Consider the following 20980-nt stretch of genomic DNA (forward strand, 5'->3'; position numbering starts at 1 on the left):
TGTCACCTCAATCCCGGAAAGAGGCCGAGCACGCCGAAGGACGTGATCGCCGTGATGACGAGGAAATGCCAGTAGAGCACGACATTGCGAAGATCCATGTCGTGGCGCGCGCTCATCCGCCCGGCAAGGTTCCTGGCGAGGCAGTAGAGCTGCATGATGATGCCGACGCCGCCATGTACGACGGTCCAGAGGGCGACCACCCAGACGATCGCCGGATAAACATGCACGGTCGGGTCCATGCCGGTGAGATAGGGCCCGGCAAGCCCCGCGCAACAGGCGGCGAGCGTCAGGAGCACGGCAACGGCGAGCGCGAGACGGGTGAGGCCGCGCCAGTCGGCCTCATTGACCCATTGCGCGACAAGCATGGCAGCCCAGGCGAGCGTGAAGAGGCCGGCGGCGGTAAACGGCCAGAGCACGCCAGGGCCGGCATGGCCCGCGGTGAAATCCTCGTGGATCGTCCAGTAGAAGAAGTAGCCGAACATCAGGCTGGCATAGGCCGTACCGTCGCCGGCCATGGTGATGAACATCGCCCACCACCCAACCGATCCCGGTCCGGATGTATAGAGCGGCAGGGTCTTGCCGAGACCCACATCACGCATCTCCTCGCGTGGGATCACAGCGGTTCCGGTCCAGAGCCAGGCCACGATTGCGGCAAGTGTAGCCGATGCGCAGACGATCGTCGTGATCCACCAATGGAAGGTCAGCGCGATGAAGACGCCGCCGAGCGAGAAGGCGGCGAGGATGGTGAGGAGCGAGGTGCCGCCGACGCGCAAACATTGAATGGGCTCGGCATCGAGCACGGACGTGACCAGCGTTTCGCGTGCACCGTCCTTGGCATCGGGGAGGTAGAAGCGGCCGGCTTTGATGTCCTCGATCAGGCCGCGCTGGTCCCAGATGGGGTAGCGGCTCCTGATGATGGGGATGGAGCGCACGCCCCACTTTTCCTCCGGCTCGCTGATCCATTCCAGCGTGCCGGAATTCCAGGGGTTCTGCTCGCCCTTCGGCTGGCGGTGCTTTGGGCGCAGCACGTCGATTACCACGAGGGCGACGCCGGAGGCGAAGATGAAGGCGCCGATGGTGGAGATCAGGTTGAACCAGTCCCAGCCGATATCGGCGGGATAGGTGAAGACGCGCCGCGGCATGCCGCGCAGGCCCGCGAGATGCATGGGGAAAAAGGCGACGTTGAAGCCGACGAACATCAGCCAGAAGGCGATCTTTCCAAGCCTGTCGGAGAGTTTTCGCGCATCCAGCAGCGGGTAATAGTAGTAGATGCCGGCGACGATCGGAAAGAGCATGCCGCCGATCAGCACATAATGCAGGTGAGCGACGATGAAATAGGTGTCGTGCGCCTGCCAGTCGAAGGGCACCAGCGCCACCATCACGCCGGTCAGCCCGCCGATGATGAAGATTGCGAGCCCGCCTGCGCCAAACAGCATCGGAACGGAAAAGATGACGCGGCCGGCGAGCATAGTGGCGATGAAGACGAAGATCTGCACGCCGGTCGGGATCGCGACCGCCTCGGAGGCGGCGGAGAAGAAGGCGAGCGAGATCTGCGGCAGGCCTGTGGTGAACATGTGGTGGACCCACAGGCCGAAACTCAGGAAACCTGTCCCGACAGCAGCCAGCACGATCCAGGAGTAACCGACGATGGGACGCTGCGAAAAGGTCGGCACGATCATCGCCATAAGCGCGATGGCCGGCAGGAAGATGATGTAGACTTCCGGGTGGCCGAAGATCCAGAAGAGGTGCTGCCAGAGCAGAGGATCGCCGCCGCGCGCCGCGTCGAAGAACGGCCAGTCGAACATCCGTTCCATCTCGAACAGGATGTCGCCGGCAATCAGCGGCGGGAAGGCGAAGAGGATCATGCCGGCGACGATCAGCAGATACCAGGCGAAGAGCGGCATCATATTGATACGCATGCCGGGAGCGCGGCACTTCATGATACCGACGATCAGCTCCACCGCGGCGGCGATCGACGCGACCTCGATGAAGGAGAGACCGAGCAGCCAGATATCCGCGCCGATGCCGGAATATTCCTTGTCGGTGGCGAGCGGCGGATACATGAACCACCCGGTGTTCGGCGCCGCGCCAAAAAAGATCGAGCCGCAGACGAAGACGCCGCCGAGCGCGAAACTCCAGAAGCCGAAGGCTGAAAGCCGGGGGAAGGGCAGTTCCCGCGCGCCGAGCATGGAGGGCAGAAGGAAGATCGCCACCGCCTCGAAGATCGGTACGGCGAAGAGGAACATCATCACCGTGCCGTGCAGGGTGAAGGCCTGGTTGAACATGTCGGCGGAGAGAAAATCGTTTCCCGGCACGGCGAGCTGGACGCGCACGAGCAGGGCCAAAACACCGGCAAATAGCATGAAAATGAACGCCGCCGCGCCATACCACAGGCCAATCTCGGTATTGTTGACGGAGGTCCAGTAGCACCAGCCGGATGGTGTGCGCCATACCTCGCGCAGCTCGGCCTCCTGCGCCTTGCGCGCGTCCGCCGAAAGCTCCGTTTCGACAGTGCCGGTCATTTGAGCCCCACAAGATAGTCTGAGATAGCGGCTATGTCCTTGCTTGGAAGCATGTCGAAGGCCGGCATTTTTGCACCCGGTTTCCATGCGGCCGGATCGCGGATGAAACGAGCGACGTTTTCCTTCGTGTTGGCAAGTGTGCCGGCGCCGACCGTCTGGCGCTGTCCGAAGAAGGTGAGGTCCGGGCCGAGCGTTGCCGGCCCCGTCACGCCGCGCACGCCATGACAACCCGCGCAGCCGTGCCGGGCGAAGAGCTGCTCGCCCTCGCCGCCGCCAGGAACGTCGCCTGCCGCCTGCGCGCGCCGCCACGCAATATAGTCCGCGGGCTCCATGACAATGACGGAGAATGCCATCAGCGTGTGCGACGTGCCGCAGAACTCGGTGCAGGGCGCGCGAAAGATGCCTGTCTTCGTCGGCGACAGCGAGAGTGTATTGGTGCGACCGGGAATCATATCCATCTTGCCGCCGAGTACCGGGATCCAGAAGGAATGGATAACGTCCGCCGCCTTCAGCGAGAAGGCAACGCGCTCGCCCACCAGAAGACGCAGCTCGTTCGCCGTCTCGAACGCGGGCAGGCCGTCCCTGGCCGGATAGCGGATGCGCCACCAGAACTGTTCGCCAGTCACCTCAATCGTCTCTGGCGCCGGTGCGTGGCGTGCAAGCCATGGCCGAATGCTGGGCATGAGCCAGACCGCATAGGCGAGAAGCGCCAGCAACACGACGAGCGGAAAGGCAACGCCGCCCCAGACAATCAGGCGCCCGGCCGTCCTCTCGCTCCAGGGTGCATTCCGTCTTTGCGACGCGTGAAGAAGCAACCCCACGACGGCACACCAGATCAACGTCCCGCCCACCACCATGACAAGGAGGAGACGGTAGATCGCGGCCGCTTCCTCGCCTGCGGGATCGAGCGCCGACTGGACGCCGGTACAGCCGCTCAACGGCATCACCAGAATGGGTAGGGCGCGACGGGAAATTGCTTCGGCTCCGCTTGGATCTTCTGAAGCGATATGGCCCGCTTTTTCAGACCGGCAAGGGTGCGTTCCTGTCGGGACACGTGGTCTAGCTTGGCTTATGCTTAGACAACGCCCGCCACGTGACGCGCTATTGTACTCGCCGAGGCAGGGAAGCGAATGGGCTCAGCCCAAGCCATTGCTGCATTGATCGCGCGAGCCCGGGGTCACCTTCGATCGTCAACTGACCGCTGTCGGCTTCCTGCTTGATCGTTGTCAATCCCATCCAGATTGCTGTCATGGAGCGGAGCGAACTCATCACGAGAAGATCCAGCTCATGGCCAGGATCGAAGTTGCACAGGTCAACTGTTCCTCTTTCGGTCACGAGCCACCAGCTCTTTTGTGAGGGAGGAAGTTCGGAGTACAGAAACTGTATCGTACACCGCCGCGCGGGCAGCAGCTTTAGATTGAGACTGCGACGCATGTCCCACATGAGCAGAGACGGGTCGAGGTTTTTCAGTGTAATGCGCGATTCCATCCAGCGCTGCGCCCACGTGCCGAGCCCCATGATCAGAGGGCGCAATTCTTCGCCGGCCTCCGAGAGCCGATACTCAACTGTACCTGTGGCCCTTGGCAAGGCGACAACAACACCGGCGGCCTGTAACTCTTTTAGGCGCTTGGAGAGCAGCGCCGGGGACATCTTGGGTAGTCCGCGCCTCAAATCGTTGAACCGTGTGCTGCCGCATAGAAGTTCGCGTACCACTAATGTGGTCCAGCGACTGCACAGTATTTCCGATGCCATTGATACGGGACAGAATTGGCCGTAACTTCCGCGCTCTTCCACTGGCCACCTCGCAAACCCGGCCACTCGACGTATCGTAGCACATCCACGCCGCCGGAAATAGCGGCAGTACAGATGCTGAACTAGAATGACGCGCCTTCACCGGCGATCTTATCCTCCCGACTATAGGAGGAAACCCCATGTCACCGAATGCCATGCCAAGCACTCCGGCAGGTTCACTGTCGGCCGATACAACCAATGAGGCAGGAGGCGTCGTAGCGACCGCGCACGGCCTTTCATCCAGGCTCGCCGCCAGCGCCGCCGAATTTGACGAGGATGACCGCTTCGTCATCGAAAATTACGCCCTTCTGAAGGAAGCAGGCCTCGTGGAAGCCGGTGTTCCCCGCGAGCTAGGGGGCAGAGGCGCCGAAATATCCGAGCTCGCCAACATGCTGCGTACGCTTGCCAAGTCGTGCGCCTCCACCGCTCTCGCGTTTTCGATGCATACCCATCAAGTTGCCATTCCGGCCTGGCGTTGGCGCCACCAGAAAGCAGCCGCGGCGGAGCCCCTTTTGAGGCGGGTCGCAGCTGAGCGACTGATACTACTCTCGAGCGGCGGCTCCGACTGGATCGGCGGGAGCGGTAATGCGACCAGGGTTGCTGGCGGCTATCGCATATCGGCCCGCAAGGTCTTCACCTCCGGAGCCGAGGTAGGCGATCTTTTGATGACCGGCGCATTGGTTGAAGGGAAAAATGAGGTAATCCACTTCGCGGCCCCGATGAAGGCTCCGGAAGTGCGTATCGAGCAAACGTGGAAAGTGCTCGGAATGCGCGCTACCGGCTCGAATGACGTGGTCATCGACAACCTCTTCATTCCCGAGACGGGCGTCAGCTTTTCGCGCAAAGCTGGAGAGTGGCATCCGCTGTTCCAGATCATTGCGACGATTGCATTCCCGCTGATCTATGCCGTTTATCTTGGCGTCGCAGAGCATGCTCGCGATCTTGCGGTGGATCTGGCGAAACGCAAGACGCCGACGCCACACAGCCTCGACCTGGCCGGTCGAATGGAGACGTCACTTCGCGCCGCACGCCTGGCGCACCGATGGATGCTGGACACCGTGGAGCTGAATGCCCCTTCGGCTGAGACGGTCAACGAGGTGATGATTGGCCGCTCCTTGGTCGCCGACAACGCGATACGCGCCGTCGAGCTAGCATTGGAACTAAGTGGCGGTGCGGGGTTCTACAGGCGCAATGGGCTCGAGCGCTGCTTTCGCGATGTACAAGGCGCCCGCTTTCATCCGCTCCAGACCGGACCGCAGGCGCAGTATGCGGGGGCCATGGCGCTCGGCCATCCTGTCGCGCAGACCTTCTGAGCGTTCCGGCTGATGAAAGTTGATGAGTGCGATCGATTGGTCTTCCGCGCGTGCATCTGTTGCAAGGGTTTTGGCCTGCGTTACGCGCGGTCATGAGATTCATGGCTCCAGGTCAACGTCGCCACGCTCTACCAGGCGGATGCACCAGCGCTTATCGGTGGTGCGACCACGGGTGCCCGCACGGCCTGGCATATCCATCCCCCCGGCCACCGGGTTCAGAAGGAGGACGGGCCAATCGAAGAGGTCGGTTTCGGCGATATCATCTGAATCCCGCCGCATCTGGGTCACTTGCACGGGGCCAGCGAGACCGAAGCGGTGACGCATTTCGCAGTGGCAGAGGCGCTCAACGGCAGCGCAGTGACCTGGATGGAGGAGGCCTTGGATGACGAATATCGCGACGGGCAAACTGCGAGGCGATAGGTCGCTAGCGTGTTGCCGTTAACGACGCGCCTTCGGATGAAACGATTTTCCTCCGAAGGCGCGTGCCGTTCTATACAGCACCTTTTTTGGTGTAGAACATTCGGGCGGACGCCTCGACCATCGAGCGGTGCTCGCGTGCATCGAACGCGCCGGCCGGAAATGTCTCGAGTAGATATTTCGCGAAGCTCTCCTTAGCCTCAGCGACGGATCGAATTACGCCTGCGATGTCAGTTCATCGAATATCTGCTTTAGAGTGCCGAGCTCATCCGGCTTGAATGCGCTTTTCGAGAAAGACGTGCCCATTCCCGCCCCCGGTGGCTGTTCTCCGAAAAGCTAGGAAGTTCTCGGCGCCGTTCAAGGTGACGGGGCTGGCTCCTTGCCTTGATTTCAGGATCATCGATGATGGGGAGATTCTCGACAGCGGAGGCTGCCTCGAATTTCCCCTGCTCAACCGCCTAAGTCGGATGAGCGCAGGTGATTTGGAGCATCTTGTGCCGGAGTGGCAGACTATGTCCGATTGCATGGCGCACCGAAAATCTACTACTCCAGCTACAGCGAGGCGGAGATCGCGGGTTTCGGCACATGTCTCGCTGCCGGAAGCTGGTGTGTTTTCGACAACACGGCCTCGGGTTCCACCGTCGAAACCGCGCTGAGGATGCGCGGTCACAGAATCGGACGGCGGGTTGACGATGGATGAACGTTTTTTCGCACGTGACGTGCTTGCCGTCGCGGTCGATCTCCTGGGAGCCTGCTTGCTGATCGATGGGGTGGGCGGTCTCGTCGTGGAAACGGAGGCCTACCGCCAAGACGACGAAGCGTCCCACAGTTTCCGCGGACAGACGGCGGCGAAGGCGGCGATGTTCGGGGCGCCAGGCCGCGCCTATGTCTATCGCTCCTATGGCGCTTGCACTGGTGCTTCAACATCGTCTGTGAGCAGGGCAGTGCGGTGCTCATCCGCGCTTTGGAGCCGACGCACGGGCTTGAGACGATGACAGTGCGGCGCGGCGTAACCGAAGCGCGCAAGCTTTGTGCCGGTCCGGGCAATCTGTGCAAGGCGCTCGGCGTCACCGGGGGAATGAACGGGCTCTCGGTTCTCGAGGCTCCATTTTGCTTATACCCGCCATCCGTCGCGCCCGTTTTGGCAAGCGGTGTCCGCATCGGGATCAGCAAGGCCGCCGAACGCCCCTGGCGTTTCGCCGTGAAGGGGTCTCCCTCCCTGAGCAGACCGATCTGACCTGCGGCGGCGTTTACGGCTCGACGATCTCCAGATCGGCGGTGAAGGTTGTTCCATTGCTCCCGTCAAAGCTGTGAGTGCCGTTCAGCTGGCTGACGACGCCTCGGATCAGACGGCTGCCCATTCCCTGTTTTATAGCCTGCGGATCAAAGCCGATGCCATCGTCATGCACGACCAGCCGGGCACGCCGCTCTCCAGCGCCTTTAAGCGCGATGGAGATTCGACCCGCGCGGCCGTCCGGAAAGGCGTATTTCAGGATGTTGGTGAGAAGCTCGCTGGTCAGCAGAGCAAGTGGGGTGGCATTGTCGGTCGAAACCGCAAGGTCGTCGATATCGTAGTCTACGGTCACCGGCGCGCCATACGCGAAGATCAGCTTCTCCGCCACCGATGTCATCAGGTCTCGCGCGCAAAGGCGGGAAAATTCGTCGCGCCGGTAGATCTGCTCATGCACGGCGACCATGGAGGAGATGCGGTTAGTCAGCGATTGCTGGATCTCCGGGGCCAGTCGTTGCATCTGGATGATGCTCTGGACGGCTTGCAGGTTGTTCTTGACGCGGTGATGGATTTCGCGAAGCAGCAGCTGGTTGTCCGCAAGGGCATTGCGGAGCAGCTGAGCCTGCGCGGCCTCGCGTTGCCGAAGGTAACGAATCCACTGACCGGCGGCAAGAAGGCTGACGCTCGCCAGGATCAGTACCGAGATCGCTACCGTCACATCGCGCCAGAACCGCTGGATGCCGAAATCGTAATCCGCCGAGGCGAGCGCGATCAGCCCGGTCCCTCCGACGGTCCGATAGGCGACGATGCGGTGGGCGCTGTCGAGAGGCGATATGGCTTCGTAGGTGCCGGCGTCCGCCTTGGGTATGTACTCCGTGAACAGCACGTATTTGCTCATGTCGAGCGGCCCGTCGGCCAGCGGATAGCGCGCGACGAGCTGGCCGTCGGCACGGGCGAAGCTGACGGTGGAGTTCGGGCCGAGATCGACGGCCTCCCAGACATCAGCGAGAACCTTGACCTCGAAGGAAACGACGGCGGCCCCGGCGAAACGGCCGTTCCGTTCCAGCCTGCGGCTGAAGGCAAAGATCTGCTCGCCATTCAGGCGGCTGATCAGAAGGCTCGAAACATGCTGCCTGGCGCCCTTTGCCAGTTCCGAAAAATACGGCCGGTCGACAATGCTGATAGGCTTCACCATCGGATCGGTTGAATAAAGCGTCAGCCCCGATTCATCCACGACATAGGCCTTGACCTGGCCGGGCAAGTCCGCGACCGCCTCGTTGATGTTACGCACCTTCGCGGAGGCGGGCGGCACGATATTCTCTCCGAGCGTCTCGTCGATGCGCTGAAGGGCCTGGCGAGCGAGCGAATTGAGCAGGGACACGTTGCTGGCGACAATCTTGGAGGCGGCTATGGCCCGCTCCTCGGTGCGACGGACCGCATCCCGGTAGCTCGTGGTGACCCATAGGCCGAGCATGAGGAGAAGCGAGACGAACATCGCAAGGATGATCATCGCAGCCGCTCTTGCCAGCGTGAAATCAATGTTCAGCCCGCGCAGCACTAATGTCCCCCGAGTGCGTCGAACGATTTTAACGGGAAGGTTGAAACATGTCCCTGCTTTTCGTCAAGCGGGACAGGCCGGTCATCGATCGTATTCAGGGCGGAGCAGCGGCGTCTCTCCGGACATGGCTCTGCGTATGATGTCCTGGAGCTGGCGTTCACTGAACGGCTTCGACAGGCGAAGCAGATCAGCCCGCGCCTCCGGTGGCAGTTCCGAGTATCCCGTGGCGATGACGATGGGTATGCCCGGCCAGCGTTCGCGCACGATTTCGGCAAGCTGGGAACCGGTCATCTGTGGCATGGCCTGATCGGTGACGACGAGATCGATAGGCCGCTCGGCGAGGAACGCCAGCGCTTTCGTGCCGGAGCCGGCCTCGCAGACGGTGTGGCCCATGTCTTCCAGCATCATGACGGTGTTCATCAGCACGAGGGGATCGTCGTCGACGGCGAGAACGCAGAGCGGTTGAACTCTCTCCGGCAGACGAGGCACGCTTGGCTCGTCCTTCTGTGCCCATCCATTGGCTTTGACGCCAGCTTCAACGACCGGAAGCCATAGTTCCGCGGTGGTGCCTGCGGTCGGCTTGGACTTGAGTACGAGTTTTCCGCCGGATTGCGCCATTAGGCCCTGCACCATGGAAAGGCCGAGCCCCGTGCCCTTGCCGATGCCCTTGGTCGTGAAAAAGGGTGACACTGCATTCCTGAGCGTGTCGGAATCCATGCCGTGTCCCTCATCTTGGATATAGAGGCAAAGATAGGCGCCTTTCTGCAGGTCGGGATGTGTTGCGGCCGCCTCGGCCTCCAGCCGCGCGCCAATCAGAAGACGGCCGCCATCCGGCATCGCGTCCCGCGCATTTATAGCCAGATTGAGCAGCGCATTCACCATCTGGTTGGGGTCCGTACGGACCGAAGGCAAATTCAGTGGCAAGTGTGTTTCGACCAATACCAATGGGCCGATAGACCGTTGTAGCATATCCGTCATGCCGCGGATGAGGCTCCAGAGATCGACAGGCTTGAAATCCAACTCCTGTCGGCGAGAGAAGGCGAGAAGTCGTTGGGTCAGAGAGGCACCACGTCGCGTCGCCTCCAGGGCGTTGTCGATCAGGGATTGCGCCTCGGCCGTCGGGGAGATGCGGCGCTTCAGAAGGTCGAGGCTCGCCTGCACGGCCATGAGGAGATTGTTGAAGTCGTGCGCGACACCGCCGGTTAGCTGGCCAAGGGCTTCCATCTTCTGCGCCTGGAAGAGTTCCTCCCGGGCCAGTTCGAGCGCTGCCTGTGCGTCACGCTTTTCCGTTATGTCACGCGTAATCTTGGCAAAGCCGATCAACATCCCGTCGTCGTCGCGGATCGCGTCGATGATGGCATTCGCCCAGAAATGCGTGCCGTCCTTCCGCAACCGCCAGCCTTCCGACTCGTAGCGGCCCTCTTGCCGGGCGATTTCCAGCGCACGGTCCGGAACCCCGGCAAGCCTGTCCTGCTCTGGAAAGAAGTGGGAGAAATGCTGCCCGATGATCTCGTCGGCGCGATAGCCCTTGATGCGCGTGGCGCCGGCATTCCAGCTCGAAACCCGGCCGTCGATATCCATCATGTAGATCGCGTAATCCGTGACGCCCTGCACAAGAAGGCGGAACTGCTGCTCCGATTGGCGAAGCTGTTGCTCCGCCAGCCGCCTCTCGGTAAGGTCGCGCGTGATTTTGGCAAAGCCGATTAAGCTGCCGGCATTGTCCCGTATGGGATCGATGATGACGTGTGCCCAGAATTCAGATCCGTCCTTGCGCACCCGCCAACCTTCGCCCTCGAAGCGGCCCTTCTCGGCAGCGTGCGTCAGGGCAACACAGGGCAGGCCCTTGTCGCGGTCGGCCACACGATAGAAACGGGAAAAATGCGTTCCGAGAACTTCGGCAGCCTCATATCCCTTGAAACGGCTCGCTCCGGCATTCCAGCTAACAATGTTACCCTGCGTGTCCAGCATATAGATGGCATAGTCGGTAATCGCATCGACCAACACTTTATACCGGTCATCTCCAGCCAGCGCCGATACCTCGTCCCCGTTCATGTCTTTTCCCCAAAAAGCCGGCGAGAGCAAACGACGAAGACGGGGAAAGGTTCCACGCACGGTCCAATTGCTTCCGGCCACGCGGCTCATCCAGATCGCGGGCGTTCATGGTTGCCTGGCTCGGCCCTTGAACGTCTGCAAAAGGAGATAGAGATGTTTCTGAGCATCACGTCATTACGTTGGCGCCCCTATCTGAAATTCAGAAGCCGGGAGGGGCGCCGTCTCTCTCGCCAGCGGCGAGGCTCCTCACGGGGTTACTTGGTGGGAGGCGATGCCTTGCCGAATTTTACCGATGGCTCTCGGCTCCATACGCGCAACCTTCCCAGTTCCGAGACGAAACGGGAAAGTCCACCCTCGCCTGGAAGGGCAAGTATCCCCTCATCAAGCGCATCGGCGATCCCGGCCTTGGCCAGCAACGGCATCGCCGACTGGTCGTAACCGATGAATTTGCAGTGCTGGAAGGCGTCCGCCACGAAGTCGCGCGCGGCCGCCTCTGTCACCAAGTCGTCGATGGCCTCGGCAGAGGTCAACAATGCGACCGCGTCGAAAAGGACCGACGGTCCGCCGTCAACCATATGATGGGCTTTGACCAACGATCCGTCCGAAGCGGTGACGCCGCCGACCTTGGGCGCGATCAGTTCGCAAACGGCTTTTTCCTTGTTAACCGCCTTGATCAGCCCGTTCAGCAGCTTGGCGTCGACGCCATCGGTGACGAGGATGCCGAGCTTGCGACCCTCAAAACGCTTCGGCCCGTTCTCGACGATGCTAAGCGCGGGCGAGGGGTCGAGATCCTGGCGCGTCGCAACAGCCGCATCGGCCGGCTTCGGCATGGACTGCAGGCCGAGCTTTTGTGCTACGGTCGTCGCGAGCGTCTCGTCTATGTTCAGGAGGTGCGACACCATTCGCTCTCGAATCGCCGGTGTTTCGACCTTGCTGAGCTCGAAGGTGAGGGCGGCTGCGATGTGACGTTGCTCCGGCGGTGTCTGGCTGACGAAGAACTGCCGGGCCTGGCTGTAGTGGTCGGCAAAACTTTCCGGGCGCAGCCGAGCCTTGGTGCCCTGCTCTTCGGCAGGGAAAGGACGGTGGCCGTGCGTCGGAGATTGACGCGGACCATCGTTGAACGAATTCGGCTGGTAATTCACCCGCCCGACTGGATTGCGCATCGCCATGTGTCCGTCCTGCTGGAAATGCGCGAAGGGACACTTCGGCGCATTGATCGGCAGATGGGTGAAGTTTGGGCCGCCGAGACGTTTCAGCTGTGTATCGAGATAGGAAAAGTTGCGACCCTGCAGCAGCGGGTCGTTGCTGAAGTCGATGCCCGGGGGCACGTTTTGTGTCATGAACGCGACCTGTTCGGTCTCGGCGAAGAAATTGTCCGGCATGCGGTCTAGCACCAATCGGCCGATCGGCTGCGGCTTGAGGATTTCCTCCGGGATGAGCTTCGTCGGGTCGAGCACGTCGAAATCGAAGCTATCGGCAAACCCCTGGTCGAAAAGCTGGACCTGCAGTTCCCATTCGGGGAAGTTGCCGGATTGGATCGCCTGCCAGAGGTCGCGGCGGTGGAAATCCGGATCCGCACCGTTGATCTTGACCGCCTCGTTCCAGGCGACGGACTGGAGGCCCAGTTTCGGCTTCCAGTGGAATTTGACGAAGGTCGACTCGTCCTTGGCATTGACGAAGCGGAAGGTATGAACGCCAAAACCCTCCATGAAGCGCAGGGAGCGCGGAATGGCCCGGTCCGACATGGTCCACATGACCATGTGCATGCTTTCCGGCGTCAGGCTGATGAAGTCCCAGAAATTGTCATGGGCGGTCTGTGCCTGCGGGAACGCCCGGTCGGGCTCTTGCTTGGCCGCATGGATCAGGTCGGGGAACTTGATGGCATCCTGAATGAAGAACACCGGAATGTTGTTGCCGACAAGGTCCCAGTTGCCTTCCTGCGTGTAGAGTTTGACCGCGAAGCCGCGCACGTCGCGGGCGAGGTCGGCTGAACCCTTGTTACCGGCAACCGTGGAGAAGCGGACGAACGCCGGCGTGCGCTCACCGGACCGTTGAAAGAGATCGGCTTTGGTATAGGCGGCGAGCGACTCGTAGGTCTCGAAGAAGCCGTGCGCGCCGTAGCCTCGGGCATGAACAACGCGCTCTGGAATACGCTCGTGGTCAAAATGGAAGATCTTTTCACGGAAGTGAAAGTCGTCCACGACAAGCGGCCCACGCGGGCCGACGCGAAGGGAGTTCTGGTCGTCAGCTACTGGCGCGCCTTGGGCAGTCGTCAGCACGGGCGTCTCGCCTTCTGCGGTCTGGTGAAGCTCTCCACCCGCACCGCGTCGCAGCTTCACGTCGTGGATCGTGGCGATGTCGGCTTCGTCTCTCGTAGAGACGGCGGTTCTTTTCTTGGCCATGGATGCGGCTCCTTAGCAATATGTTTAAGGGCAAAGTTGCACGGAAACAAAAGGCCGCCCTGAACGGCGGCCTCATCTGTTTATGACCGGTCTAGCTGGCTTTCTTTGTCGGGGCCTTGGCGTTTGCCGAGGACTGGCCCAGCGCCGTCAGCTTCTGGTCAGTCGCAATCTCCTCCTGAAGGTTGGCGTCCAGAAGCGGAATCGCGTCCTTGAGGCCAAGCTGCGTCGCCCAGGCCTTGAGCGTGCCATAGCGGGCGATCTCATAGTGCTCGACGGCCTGGGCCGAGGAGATGAGGCCGGCATCGAGGGCAGTGGTGCCCTTGTAGTCCTCCATGATTTCTTCGCCTTCCGCGATGATGCCCTGGATGGCCTCGCAGGTCTTGCCGCGTGCAGATTTGCCGAGCTGTTCGAAGACTTGTTCGAGGCGCTCGATCTGGCCCTGGGTTTCGTCGCGGTGCTGCAGGAAGCCGGCTTTGGCGTCCTCCGACTGGGTCGCACGCGCCATTTTGGGCAATGCCTTCAGTATCTGTTTTTCGGCGAAGTAGATGTCCTTGAGTGTATCAAGGAAGAGGTCGTTAATCGTCTTCTCCGAAGCCATTTTGACGTTTCCGATCACTGTTTTGAGAGGTTGGGACTCGAGAAACCGTTGATCAGGGACGACGTTCCTGCCGCTCTAAAATATTTTCTGCGTCGGTAAGCGGAAATGATGTGGCGCAACACTCCATGACTGCATCCCGCTCGCTGCACGCCAGGTATCTAATTCAAAGGGCTGAGGATTGGGCCAAACGGGCGGCCGTCGTTTCGTTGAACAACGAGTCACCAAGCGGAGTATGCGTTAGACCGAAAGTGAGGTCCGTGCGGAACAAAGGCCAACCATGCGGGTTTTCAGCACTCCTATTCAAATGGAGGAAACCGACATGGACCACACAAATCACGTACGCCTCACCGCTGCCGAACTGACGCTTGACGTTCTGGAAGGCGCAACCATTTACGGGGCGGACGACCACAAGGTCGGCACCCTCGACCATGTCCACGGTGCTGGCTCTGGAAGCACCGCTGTGATCGACGTCGGTGGGTTCCTTGGCATCGGTGCGAAGCCGGTTGGCGTTCCGCTGACGGATCTTGAGTTCATGCGCGACGAGGACGGCGACGTTCACGCGGTGACGACTTGGACCAAGGACCAACTCAAGGAAATGCCCGAACATCATCACTGACAGGTATTTCAGTAGACCTGAAGCCCGGTTCGATGCCGGGCTTTTTGTTCGTGGATCGGCTCAAAAATCGCGGAGACTGAAATGGTGGACAAGGAGCAGCGGCAACGTGAGCGGGCCTATAAAATCTGGGAGGACGAAGGCCATCCGGACGGTCGGCATGCCGACCATTGGAGGCGCGCGGGGGAGGAGGGGCAATTGAGCGACCAAAATTCGGATGATGTGACCCGGGTCAATCAGCAAGCCGACGACGAATTCGCACGCGGCGACAGGGAAAGGGAACCCGCACACATCAAGCCTCCCTCAGTGGCGAACCCCGATTGACGTCGCTGGGAGACCAAGATGAGCGAGAAGCTCAAAAAAGGCGATAAAGTGAAATGGGAGACCAGCCACGGCGAAACCGAAGGCAGGGTCGTGAGGAAGCAGACAAGCAAAACGAAGATCAAGGACCACACTGTCAAGGCCACGAAAAGCGATTCTCAGTTCATTGTCGAAAGCGACAAATCGGGCAAGCGGGCAGCGCACAAACCCGAGGCACTCAAGAAGGCCTAAAGTTTTCGTCAGATGTTAGCCTCGAATGCGGCCGGCAATGTAGACCTCGACGACTGCGGATGACGCGTAGTGCATGCTGGATTCGTCGGCGCCGAGGCTCCGTTTTATCACATCGGAACCAACGCCCCTCGCTGTCGGCATTATGGCGATCGGACCGTCGGCTCTTCCTTGCGCAACGACGGAGCACCGTGCTCCGCCGTGTTGGGCGAGGCAAGGTCACATCATTTCATCAGCCCGGCCGAGCGCAGAGCGTTCTCGATAACCGATTGGATCTTGGTTCCAGCGCCATTGCGCGGGGCTGTGGCCGGCCGTTCGGCAAGAGCTTCTGCCTTGGGGCGCTCGCGGCGCTCGAAGGAGGCTGCGAGTCCCCAGGTCCTTGCGATTTCTACGGTTGAGGAAACACCGACATCCAGCATGAAGGGCGAGGTACGGCCATAGCCGGTGGAGGCATCGACGGGTGTACCGTGGGCCATGCCGGGGATTCGATAGAGTTCGATCGCATCTGTGCCGCGTTCGTCGCGCCAGACCGACCGGGAATATTTGGCGAATGTCTCTGAGGATGTCGGCTGTTCCGGCAGTACATGCACGCCGCGCCACTGCGCGACAATCGCGGCCGCATTTTCCGGCACGACCGTGTTGTCACCCGTTCCGTGCCAGACGGAAACCGTCGGCCACGCACCCTCATGCCGTGAGGCGGCATGCAGGCTTGCCTGCAGGGCGTTCGTTTTGGGAAGGCCTTGCCCGCGCATGCGATCGAATGCTTCCGGCACGGTGGAGGCAGCTGCGTAGGGGAGGCCGGCGATAATCGCGCCGCCGGCAAAGACGTCCGGATAGCAGGCCAGCATCGCATTCGCCATGGCGCCGCCGGCTGAGAGGCCAGTGATGTAGACCCGGCGCTCGTCGATGCGGTGTTCGGCGACCACCGTGGCGATCATCTGCCGGATGGACATGGCCTCGCCGTCGTCGCGCCGCGTATCGGCGGTGTTGAACCAGTTGAAGCAGAGGTTCGCATTGTTCTGCCGGACCTGTTCGGGAAAGAGAACGACGAAGCCGTAGTCTTCGGCCAGGTCCGACCAGCCCGAGCCGGCGTCGTAACCGCCGGCGGTTTGCGTGCAGCCGTGTAATACCACCACCAAGGCCGCAGCGGGAGGCAGATGTTTGGGCACATGGTGCCATGCGGTCAGAGCACCGGGATTGCTCCCAAACTGATCGAGTTTCCTGAGAATGGAGCCGCTCGGGGCGGCGGGCTTCACCGCGCGCAACCGGGCAAGGCGTTCGAGCGTATCGGACAGGGATCTCATGGGGGGCTCCAGGGGCGCGCCGGATTGGCGCATACACCCTAACCCATCAGCGGCGATATGGTTGCTGCACCGCACAATAAATCTGCTTTAGAGAAAGAAGCCGCCCCGGGAGGCGGCTTCCATCAGGTTTAGCGCTTGACGATCAATGCGGCTTCTTCGTCGTCACGCTGACGTCCACCGAGAGCGGCCGAAGCAGAGGCGATGAACGCACCGGCAAGCAGCGACAAGGCACCGAGCATCGCCACCGTCGCGGCGGACTTGCGCGCCTCGTCGGCGGCTTTCAGCGCGGCATTCTTCGCATCCTCGACCTGCTGCAGGACCTGGTCAACGCGGGCGCGCGCTTCCTCCGGTGTCACGCCGGCCCGCGACGCGACGATGGCGGACATATACGCCCGGTCGGCTTCCGGAACGCCATCGTTTACCGCGCCTTGCACTAGGATGCGGGAAATCTCGGCGGTGGCCGACGCGTCATCCCCCTGCGCCCGGGTCGACAGATCCTGCGGACGAAGCAGAAGGTCCGTGAAGTAGCCGGTGGCCGAGTCGGGCCACGCATCGCTGTTTGCTGCCGCGGCCGAGCCTGCAACCGTCGCCGTTGCTGCTGCGGTTGATGCGGCCTGTACGCCCGTCCCGGCAAGCGACGTAAAGGCGGATCCGGCCAGACCTGCAACGACGATTGTCGCCAAGGCCCAACTGAGGAAGCCATGCGCCGTGTCGCGGAAGAAGACTTCATCCGTATGGATGCCGGCCCATTTGGTGCGAAGGCGGCCGGTGAGATAGCCGCCAAACGCTGAAGCGAGCCATTGCACGACGACGAACCAGATTGCCGCCGTCACGCTGACCGCTGTAAAGGACGCGCTTTCCCCTGCCCAGGGCGAAACCATCGTGAGGCCGACGCCGGACCCTAGAAGAAGAAGGATGATCGTCGTGGCGGCTGCCGCGACCGAGCCGCCGATGACGGGACCCCAGGCGAGCGCCGGCGTGCTGGATTCCACGCCGACGTCGGAGACATCAGAGCCGTAAAGGGACATGTCCGCCTCCTATCGCAGGAAGAGAACAAGCAGGATGACGATCGGCAAGGGAATGCCGAGAAGCCAGAGAAGAATACCGCGACCCATATTAAGACCTCCAATTGCCTGCGAGCGAATGTTCGCAGCATGGTGCGTCAACTCTTTGAAACGGCTGATGTTCCACGGAACGTTGACCATGGCGGAGGCTTAGGCCTCCAACACGGCGCTTAAAGATCAACTTTGGCGTTTTCGCCCACATCGGGTTTCGTTCCGGCCACCGCGGCCATCACCATCTTTGCTGTCGCCACGAGTTTCCCAGGACTGTCCCATAGCTCGGCTTCGTCAGGAACAACGGTTATCAATCGGATCTCGGGATCCTGTGCGTTGTTCCACCAGGCCTTGTCGGTCTTCTCCCAAAGCCGTTCAATCGTTGGCCGGTCATTGCTGACCTTTGCATGGCCCGATATCGTCACATATTTGTAGCCGCTGTTGTTGCTCCAGGCCATGGTGACCTTTGGGAATCGTTCAAGCTGATCATTCTTGGCGCCGTCGGCATTGACCAGAAAGTGGATGGCGTTCTCCTCGCGATGGACCCGCGCTGATAAGGGCCTGGCGCGGGTATATTCTCCGTCCCATGTCACGAACATGCAGACGTCAATATCTTTGGCAAGCTCCCAGACGCGGTCGATAGCCTCTTCGTTTGAGAGGTCGGATTTCTGTTCCTTACGGTGTGACATCGTAAATCCTCGTTCCAGTTGGCCGAGCTAAACGCGTATGGGCCGCGGGACGTTCCGCGGCATCATAGGTACTCTTCTCGCGACGCGGAGAGCGTGCAGGCGCTCCGAAGAAAGTCAGATGCAACCTCGTGACGTCTCGATTTCGATGGGGCAGATGCCGGTAGGTTCTCTCGCACAAGATTTCAACCGCCGTGCAAAGCGACTCGTGTTCGAGCGGAAGGAAGGCCCCTATCGTGAGCGCAATGGAGACACAGTTGTAGGCTGCAGCCGCGTCCGCCCAAATGGGCCGCATGTCAGTATCAGCCCCCTTTTCATCAGTCAAAAATCTATCGACTGCGCATGGAACTTAGCGGGGTCGTTCGAGTTTTCAGGCTGAGCCTATTCGGCTGAAACGAGGATAACATCATGAAAAAGCTTATTTTTGCCGCCGCGCTTGTCGGCGCGTCGACGTTTGGCGCCTATGCCCAAACCTCCACCACGCAGGCGACCGACGGCGATACACCGGCTGTCGCGACGCCCGACAGCAAGAATGCGACGGCGCCTGTTGAGGGCGCCAACAGCTTCACAGAGGACCAGGCGAAGGAGCGCATAGTCGAGGCCGGCTATGCCGATATCATTGGCCTGAAGCTCGACGACAAGGGCGTCTGGCGCGGCGCGGCAATGAAGGACGGCAACTCTGTGAATGTCGCGCTCGACTACCAGGGCAATATCGTCGCCAACTAATCCAAATCGGAGGAAATTTCCATGAAGACCGTAACCGGACTTTTTGACGACTATTCGGATGCAAGCGCAGCAGTCAGCGCCCTTGAAGCGCGCGGCGTGCCGTCCGACGACATCAGCATCGTCTCGAACAATGCCGACGATCGCTACACCAAGGAGACCAATGCGGCGGAAGGCGCCGGCGCTGGTGCCGGTATCGGCGCCGCGGTCGGTGGTGTCGGCGGTCTCCTGACGGGCCTTGGTATCATGGCGATCCCGGGCGTGGGTCCGGTCGTCGCGGCCGGCTGGCTCGCTGCTACAGCAGCGGGCGCCGCCGCCGGCGCCGTTGCCGGCGGCGCAGCGGGTGGCCTCATCGGTGCGATGACCGAATCCGGCGTCTCCGAAGAGCATGCCCATGTCTATGCCGAGGGTGTGCGCCGCGGCGGCACGCTTGTCACGGCGCGCGTCGATGACAGCGTCTACGCCGATGCCGAAGCAATTCTGCGCCGGTCCAACTGGGTTGATCCGGACGTCCGCCGCGCGGCCTATGCCGAACAGGGCTGGACTCGCTTCGACGAAACGCTCGATCCCTATGGCCCAGCCGAGATCGAGAAGGAGCGCCTTCGCTACCGGCGATAAGCGTGATGTGCCGGCGACAGGGGAAGTCTCTTTTGTCGCCGGCCTTCCAGTCAATCCCGGGCCATACGTCATCCTCCGGGGAAGGCAAATGAAGCTTTCGGAGCGCCGAAACTCCACCCCGGCTTCTTTAACCGGTCGCACGACAGAATTGCCATTTTCCCGGCCGTTGGCTTGCGCATGATGAAACCTCTCCGTCAAAGCGGCGTTGTCCTGGATGACATAAACCTTCGAGGACAACATGGCCAACGATAGCGTAATCCCAAGGACAGGCGAACTGCGCAGCATCCTCGACGAGAAACTGACCGCCCTCATGCGCGAAATGCAGGACGCGAACTGGGCCGCCGAGGAAGTCGCTTTTGCGTTGCAGGCCGTCTTGAAGGAAAGGTGGATCGACAAGGCTATGGCGCTCCGGGCTGCCCGCAGTAATGTCCCGGAAGATTTTGTGTCCGACGGAAACGAAGGCTGATTCACCTGAAGGCGTGTGGGAGGATGTTATGAGCACGATGTTCCAGATCATCGCGTTGAGTTCGATCGATCCTTTCAGTGAGAACCGGCAGCATGAGCCAAAACTACTCTACCCGGATGCGCTGAAGGCGGCGCAAGCGCTAAAGTCTCAGGGCAAGGCTTTCCGTGTCTATACTGAAGGTGCAGCCAGCGAAGAACAGCGGCGAGCATTTGTTGAACTGGGGGTAGTGGAGTAATTTTAGTCTGCAACGGTAGAGTTAACTCCCCCCTTCAGCGACTTGTCGAAGGAACCTGGTCCACACACGCGGCATCCGTTACGCGCATTTCCGCAACCTGCTCACACGTGCCGACATCCCGCTCAAGTGGTCCATCGCCGTGTCGCCGAAGCCATAACCTGCGCACAAGAAGTTTAGGCCCATCGAAGGCTATTTGTTTCGCCCAATATGCGCGTTCACTTTTTCATGAGGCATTCGCGTACCGAAGGTGAGAAGGCGCGGAGTCAAGGGCGGAAAACCCATGAACCCGACTGGGCGAGGTGTCATGTCTCTCCGTTCCGATCGATCGCCTCCTTGCCCCATTCGCGCGGTCAACAGGTCATCTGCACGGATTTGGAGAATCCGATCATCGGCAGATCTTGCTCGATCATATTTCTCACTGGCGATGGCTTCCAGCAGTGGTCGGTGTCGCTTGAGCAGCCCTAGCTTGGCCGCTGGATCGAGCCGAACGTGATCGGAAACCTTGCGGATGATCGCGGAGAACTTGCCCGCCGGCATTTGGCTCAGGCCGTCCTCGTCGATATCCCAGAGTTGGATGAACATCTCCGCCCAAGCTTCTGGATTGGCGCCACAGTCGCGTGCCGAGAACGCGTCTGCCTTGACCTCGGTGACGTGGCAGCCCGCTTTCACTGGCTGCCCTTCGTAGAGAACGACCAGCGGCGCTTCCGGCGCGGCCGCCTTCTCCGCGTCACTCTTCGTTGGTGGCCTCTCGGCACCCTATATCGGCCGGAAGATGGACGGCATTGGCGCAGCGACGGTGATGGCCATCGGCTCGGCATTGTCCGCGCTGACCTTGACCCTCTGCGCC

18 protein-coding genes and 3 pseudogenes are annotated in these 20980 nt (G+C 61.0%); 10 read left to right on the plus strand and 11 right to left on the minus strand.

The genetic code is table 11. From position 1 onward, the window contains the following. Positions 1 to 2: 2 nt before the first annotated feature. The 3 genes from ctaD to GR138_RS28795 form a co-directional block, all read right to left on the minus strand. Positions 3 to 2522 (minus strand): cytochrome c oxidase subunit I, encoded by a 2520-nt coding sequence (ctaD, locus tag GR138_RS28785; protein ID WP_160862704.1) that lies wholly within the window; start codon positions 2520 to 2522, stop codon positions 3 to 5. After that, the gene (locus GR138_RS28790; protein ID WP_420853733.1) at positions 2519 to 3466 is read right to left on the minus strand and encodes a cytochrome c oxidase subunit II; all 948 of its coding nucleotides are present in this window, start codon (positions 3464 to 3466) and stop codon (positions 2519 to 2521) included. Before GR138_RS28790 ends, ctaD begins: the two co-directional genes overlap by 4 nt. Before the next feature lie 157 nt (positions 3467 to 3623). Further along, positions 3624 to 4316: a winged helix-turn-helix transcriptional regulator gene (locus GR138_RS28795; protein ID WP_160862705.1), complete on the minus strand. Its 693-nt coding sequence runs from the start codon at positions 4314 to 4316 to the stop codon at positions 3624 to 3626. A gap of 137 nt (positions 4317 to 4453) precedes the next feature. Here GR138_RS28795 and GR138_RS28800 point away from each other — a divergent pair, with 137 nt between their 5' ends. After that, positions 4454 to 5626 carry an acyl-CoA dehydrogenase family protein gene (locus GR138_RS28800; protein ID WP_246200813.1) on the plus strand — a complete coding sequence of 391 codons (1173 nt, stop codon included), beginning with the start codon at positions 4454 to 4456 and terminating at the stop codon, positions 5624 to 5626. Between the two features lie 1109 nt (positions 5627 to 6735). Further along, positions 6736 to 7280 (plus strand): annotated as a pseudogene (locus GR138_RS31010) (DNA-3-methyladenine glycosylase). Between the two features lie 13 nt (positions 7281 to 7293). Here the strand turns inward: GR138_RS31010 and GR138_RS28810 are convergent. The 4 genes from GR138_RS28810 to GR138_RS28825 form a co-directional block, all read right to left on the minus strand. Then, positions 7294 to 8784 (minus strand): sensor histidine kinase, encoded by a 1491-nt coding sequence (locus tag GR138_RS28810; protein ID WP_160862706.1) that lies wholly within the window; start codon positions 8782 to 8784, stop codon positions 7294 to 7296. Positions 8785 to 8913: 129 nt separating this feature from the next. Continuing rightward, positions 8914 to 10884, minus strand: a complete 1971-nt coding sequence (locus GR138_RS28815) for a hybrid sensor histidine kinase/response regulator (RefSeq protein WP_160862707.1) — start codon at positions 10882 to 10884, stop codon at positions 8914 to 8916. A gap of 254 nt (positions 10885 to 11138) precedes the next feature. After that, positions 11139 to 13286 carry a catalase gene (gene katE / locus GR138_RS28820; protein ID WP_160862708.1) on the minus strand — a complete coding sequence of 716 codons (2148 nt, stop codon included), beginning with the start codon at positions 13284 to 13286 and terminating at the stop codon, positions 11139 to 11141. 91 nt (positions 13287 to 13377) lie between these two features. Continuing rightward, entirely contained in the window at positions 13378 to 13884 is a 507-nt protein-coding gene (locus tag GR138_RS28825) for a YciE/YciF ferroxidase family protein (RefSeq protein WP_160862709.1), read from the minus strand. 319 nt (positions 13885 to 14203) lie between these two features. Here GR138_RS28825 and GR138_RS28830 point away from each other — a divergent pair, with 319 nt between their 5' ends. The 3 genes from GR138_RS28830 to GR138_RS28840 all read left to right on the plus strand — a co-directional run bounded on the left by GR138_RS28830 (position 14204) and on the right by GR138_RS28840 (position 15049). Beyond that, entirely contained in the window at positions 14204 to 14500 is a 297-nt protein-coding gene (locus tag GR138_RS28830; protein WP_160862710.1) for a PRC-barrel domain-containing protein, read from the plus strand. A gap of 81 nt (positions 14501 to 14581) precedes the next feature. Beyond that, a complete protein-coding gene (locus tag GR138_RS28835) occupies positions 14582 to 14821 on the plus strand; it encodes a DUF2934 domain-containing protein (protein ID WP_160862711.1) in 240 nt (79 codons plus the stop codon). 18 nt (positions 14822 to 14839) lie between these two features. Further along, positions 14840 to 15049, plus strand: a complete 210-nt coding sequence (locus GR138_RS28840; RefSeq protein ID WP_160862712.1) for a hypervirulence associated TUDOR domain-containing protein — start codon at positions 14840 to 14842, stop codon at positions 15047 to 15049. A 221-nt stretch (positions 15050 to 15270) separates the two neighbouring features. Here GR138_RS28840 and GR138_RS28845 read toward each other — a convergent pair whose 3' ends face one another. The 3 genes from GR138_RS28845 to GR138_RS28855 form a co-directional block, all read right to left on the minus strand. After that, entirely contained in the window at positions 15271 to 16350 is a 1080-nt protein-coding gene (locus tag GR138_RS28845; protein ID WP_160862713.1) for an extracellular catalytic domain type 1 short-chain-length polyhydroxyalkanoate depolymerase, read from the minus strand. 128 nt (positions 16351 to 16478) lie between these two features. Then, positions 16479 to 17378, minus strand: a complete 900-nt coding sequence (locus GR138_RS28850; protein ID WP_160862714.1) for a hypothetical protein — start codon at positions 17376 to 17378, stop codon at positions 16479 to 16481. Between the two features lie 206 nt (positions 17379 to 17584). Further along, entirely contained in the window at positions 17585 to 18094 is a 510-nt protein-coding gene (locus tag GR138_RS28855) for a pyridoxamine 5'-phosphate oxidase family protein (protein ID WP_160862715.1), read from the minus strand. Positions 18095 to 18499: 405 nt separating this feature from the next. Between GR138_RS28855 and GR138_RS28860 the strand changes: the two genes are divergently transcribed. From GR138_RS28860 to GR138_RS28875, 4 genes are all read left to right on the plus strand, one after another. Then, a complete protein-coding gene (locus tag GR138_RS28860; RefSeq protein ID WP_160862716.1) occupies positions 18500 to 18817 on the plus strand; it encodes a PepSY domain-containing protein in 318 nt (105 codons plus the stop codon). 21 nt (positions 18818 to 18838) lie between these two features. Next, on the plus strand, positions 18839 to 19432 hold the full coding sequence (locus GR138_RS28865) for a general stress protein (protein ID WP_160862717.1): 594 nt from the start codon (positions 18839 to 18841) through the stop codon (positions 19430 to 19432). Positions 19433 to 19670: 238 nt separating this feature from the next. Continuing rightward, positions 19671 to 19898 (plus strand): hypothetical protein, encoded by a 228-nt coding sequence (locus GR138_RS28870; protein WP_160862718.1) that lies wholly within the window; start codon positions 19671 to 19673, stop codon positions 19896 to 19898. Positions 19899 to 19926: 28 nt separating this feature from the next. Next, entirely contained in the window at positions 19927 to 20133 is a 207-nt protein-coding gene (locus GR138_RS28875) for a hypothetical protein (protein WP_160862719.1), read from the plus strand. Positions 20134 to 20595: 462 nt separating this feature from the next. Here the strand turns inward: GR138_RS28875 and GR138_RS28880 are convergent. After that, positions 20596 to 20850: pseudogene (locus tag GR138_RS28880) on the minus strand (DUF6428 family protein); the annotation flags it as partial. A gap of 1 nt (position 20851) precedes the next feature. On the opposite strand from GR138_RS28880, the pseudogene GR138_RS30750 reads away from it, so the two are divergent. Next, positions 20852 to 20980 (plus strand): annotated as a pseudogene (locus GR138_RS30750) (arsenite efflux MFS transporter ArsK); the annotation flags it as partial.

The sequence above is a fragment of the Shinella kummerowiae genome (genome assembly GCF_009827055.1).
Taxonomy (GTDB): Bacteria; Pseudomonadota; Alphaproteobacteria; order Rhizobiales; family Rhizobiaceae; genus Shinella; species Shinella kummerowiae.

What these genes read in the sequence shown, in the direction of transcription:
- ctaD (WP_160862704.1), bottom strand. Translation starts at nt 2,522, where the DNA reads ATGACCGGCACTGTCGAAACGGAGCTTTCGGCGGACGCGCGCAAGGCG.
- GR138_RS28790 (WP_420853733.1), bottom strand. Translation starts at nt 3,466, where the DNA reads ATGCCGTTGAGCGGCTGTACCGGCGTCCAGTCGGCGCTCGATCCCGCA.
- GR138_RS28800 (WP_246200813.1), top strand. Translation starts at nt 4,454, where the DNA reads ATGTCACCGAATGCCATGCCAAGCACTCCGGCAGGTTCACTGTCGGCC.
- GR138_RS28810 (WP_160862706.1), bottom strand. Translation starts at nt 8,784, where the DNA reads ATGATCATCCTTGCGATGTTCGTCTCGCTTCTCCTCATGCTCGGCCTA.
- GR138_RS28815 (WP_160862707.1), bottom strand. Translation starts at nt 10,884, where the DNA reads ATGAACGGGGACGAGGTATCGGCGCTGGCTGGAGATGACCGGTATAAA.
- katE (WP_160862708.1), bottom strand. Translation starts at nt 13,286, where the DNA reads ATGGCCAAGAAAAGAACCGCCGTCTCTACGAGAGACGAAGCCGACATC.
- GR138_RS28825 (WP_160862709.1), bottom strand. Translation starts at nt 13,884, where the DNA reads ATGGCTTCGGAGAAGACGATTAACGACCTCTTCCTTGATACACTCAAG.
- GR138_RS28830 (WP_160862710.1), top strand. Translation starts at nt 14,204, where the DNA reads ATGGACCACACAAATCACGTACGCCTCACCGCTGCCGAACTGACGCTT.
- GR138_RS28835 (WP_160862711.1), top strand. Translation starts at nt 14,582, where the DNA reads ATGGTGGACAAGGAGCAGCGGCAACGTGAGCGGGCCTATAAAATCTGG.
- GR138_RS28840 (WP_160862712.1), top strand. Translation starts at nt 14,840, where the DNA reads ATGAGCGAGAAGCTCAAAAAAGGCGATAAAGTGAAATGGGAGACCAGC.
- GR138_RS28845 (WP_160862713.1), bottom strand. Translation starts at nt 16,350, where the DNA reads ATGAGATCCCTGTCCGATACGCTCGAACGCCTTGCCCGGTTGCGCGCG.
- GR138_RS28850 (WP_160862714.1), bottom strand. Translation starts at nt 17,378, where the DNA reads ATGTCCCTTTACGGCTCTGATGTCTCCGACGTCGGCGTGGAATCCAGC.
- GR138_RS28855 (WP_160862715.1), bottom strand. Translation starts at nt 18,094, where the DNA reads ATGTCACACCGTAAGGAACAGAAATCCGACCTCTCAAACGAAGAGGCT.
- GR138_RS28860 (WP_160862716.1), top strand. Translation starts at nt 18,500, where the DNA reads ATGAAAAAGCTTATTTTTGCCGCCGCGCTTGTCGGCGCGTCGACGTTT.
- GR138_RS28865 (WP_160862717.1), top strand. Translation starts at nt 18,839, where the DNA reads ATGAAGACCGTAACCGGACTTTTTGACGACTATTCGGATGCAAGCGCA.
- GR138_RS28870 (WP_160862718.1), top strand. Translation starts at nt 19,671, where the DNA reads ATGGCCAACGATAGCGTAATCCCAAGGACAGGCGAACTGCGCAGCATC.
- GR138_RS28875 (WP_160862719.1), top strand. Translation starts at nt 19,927, where the DNA reads ATGAGCACGATGTTCCAGATCATCGCGTTGAGTTCGATCGATCCTTTC.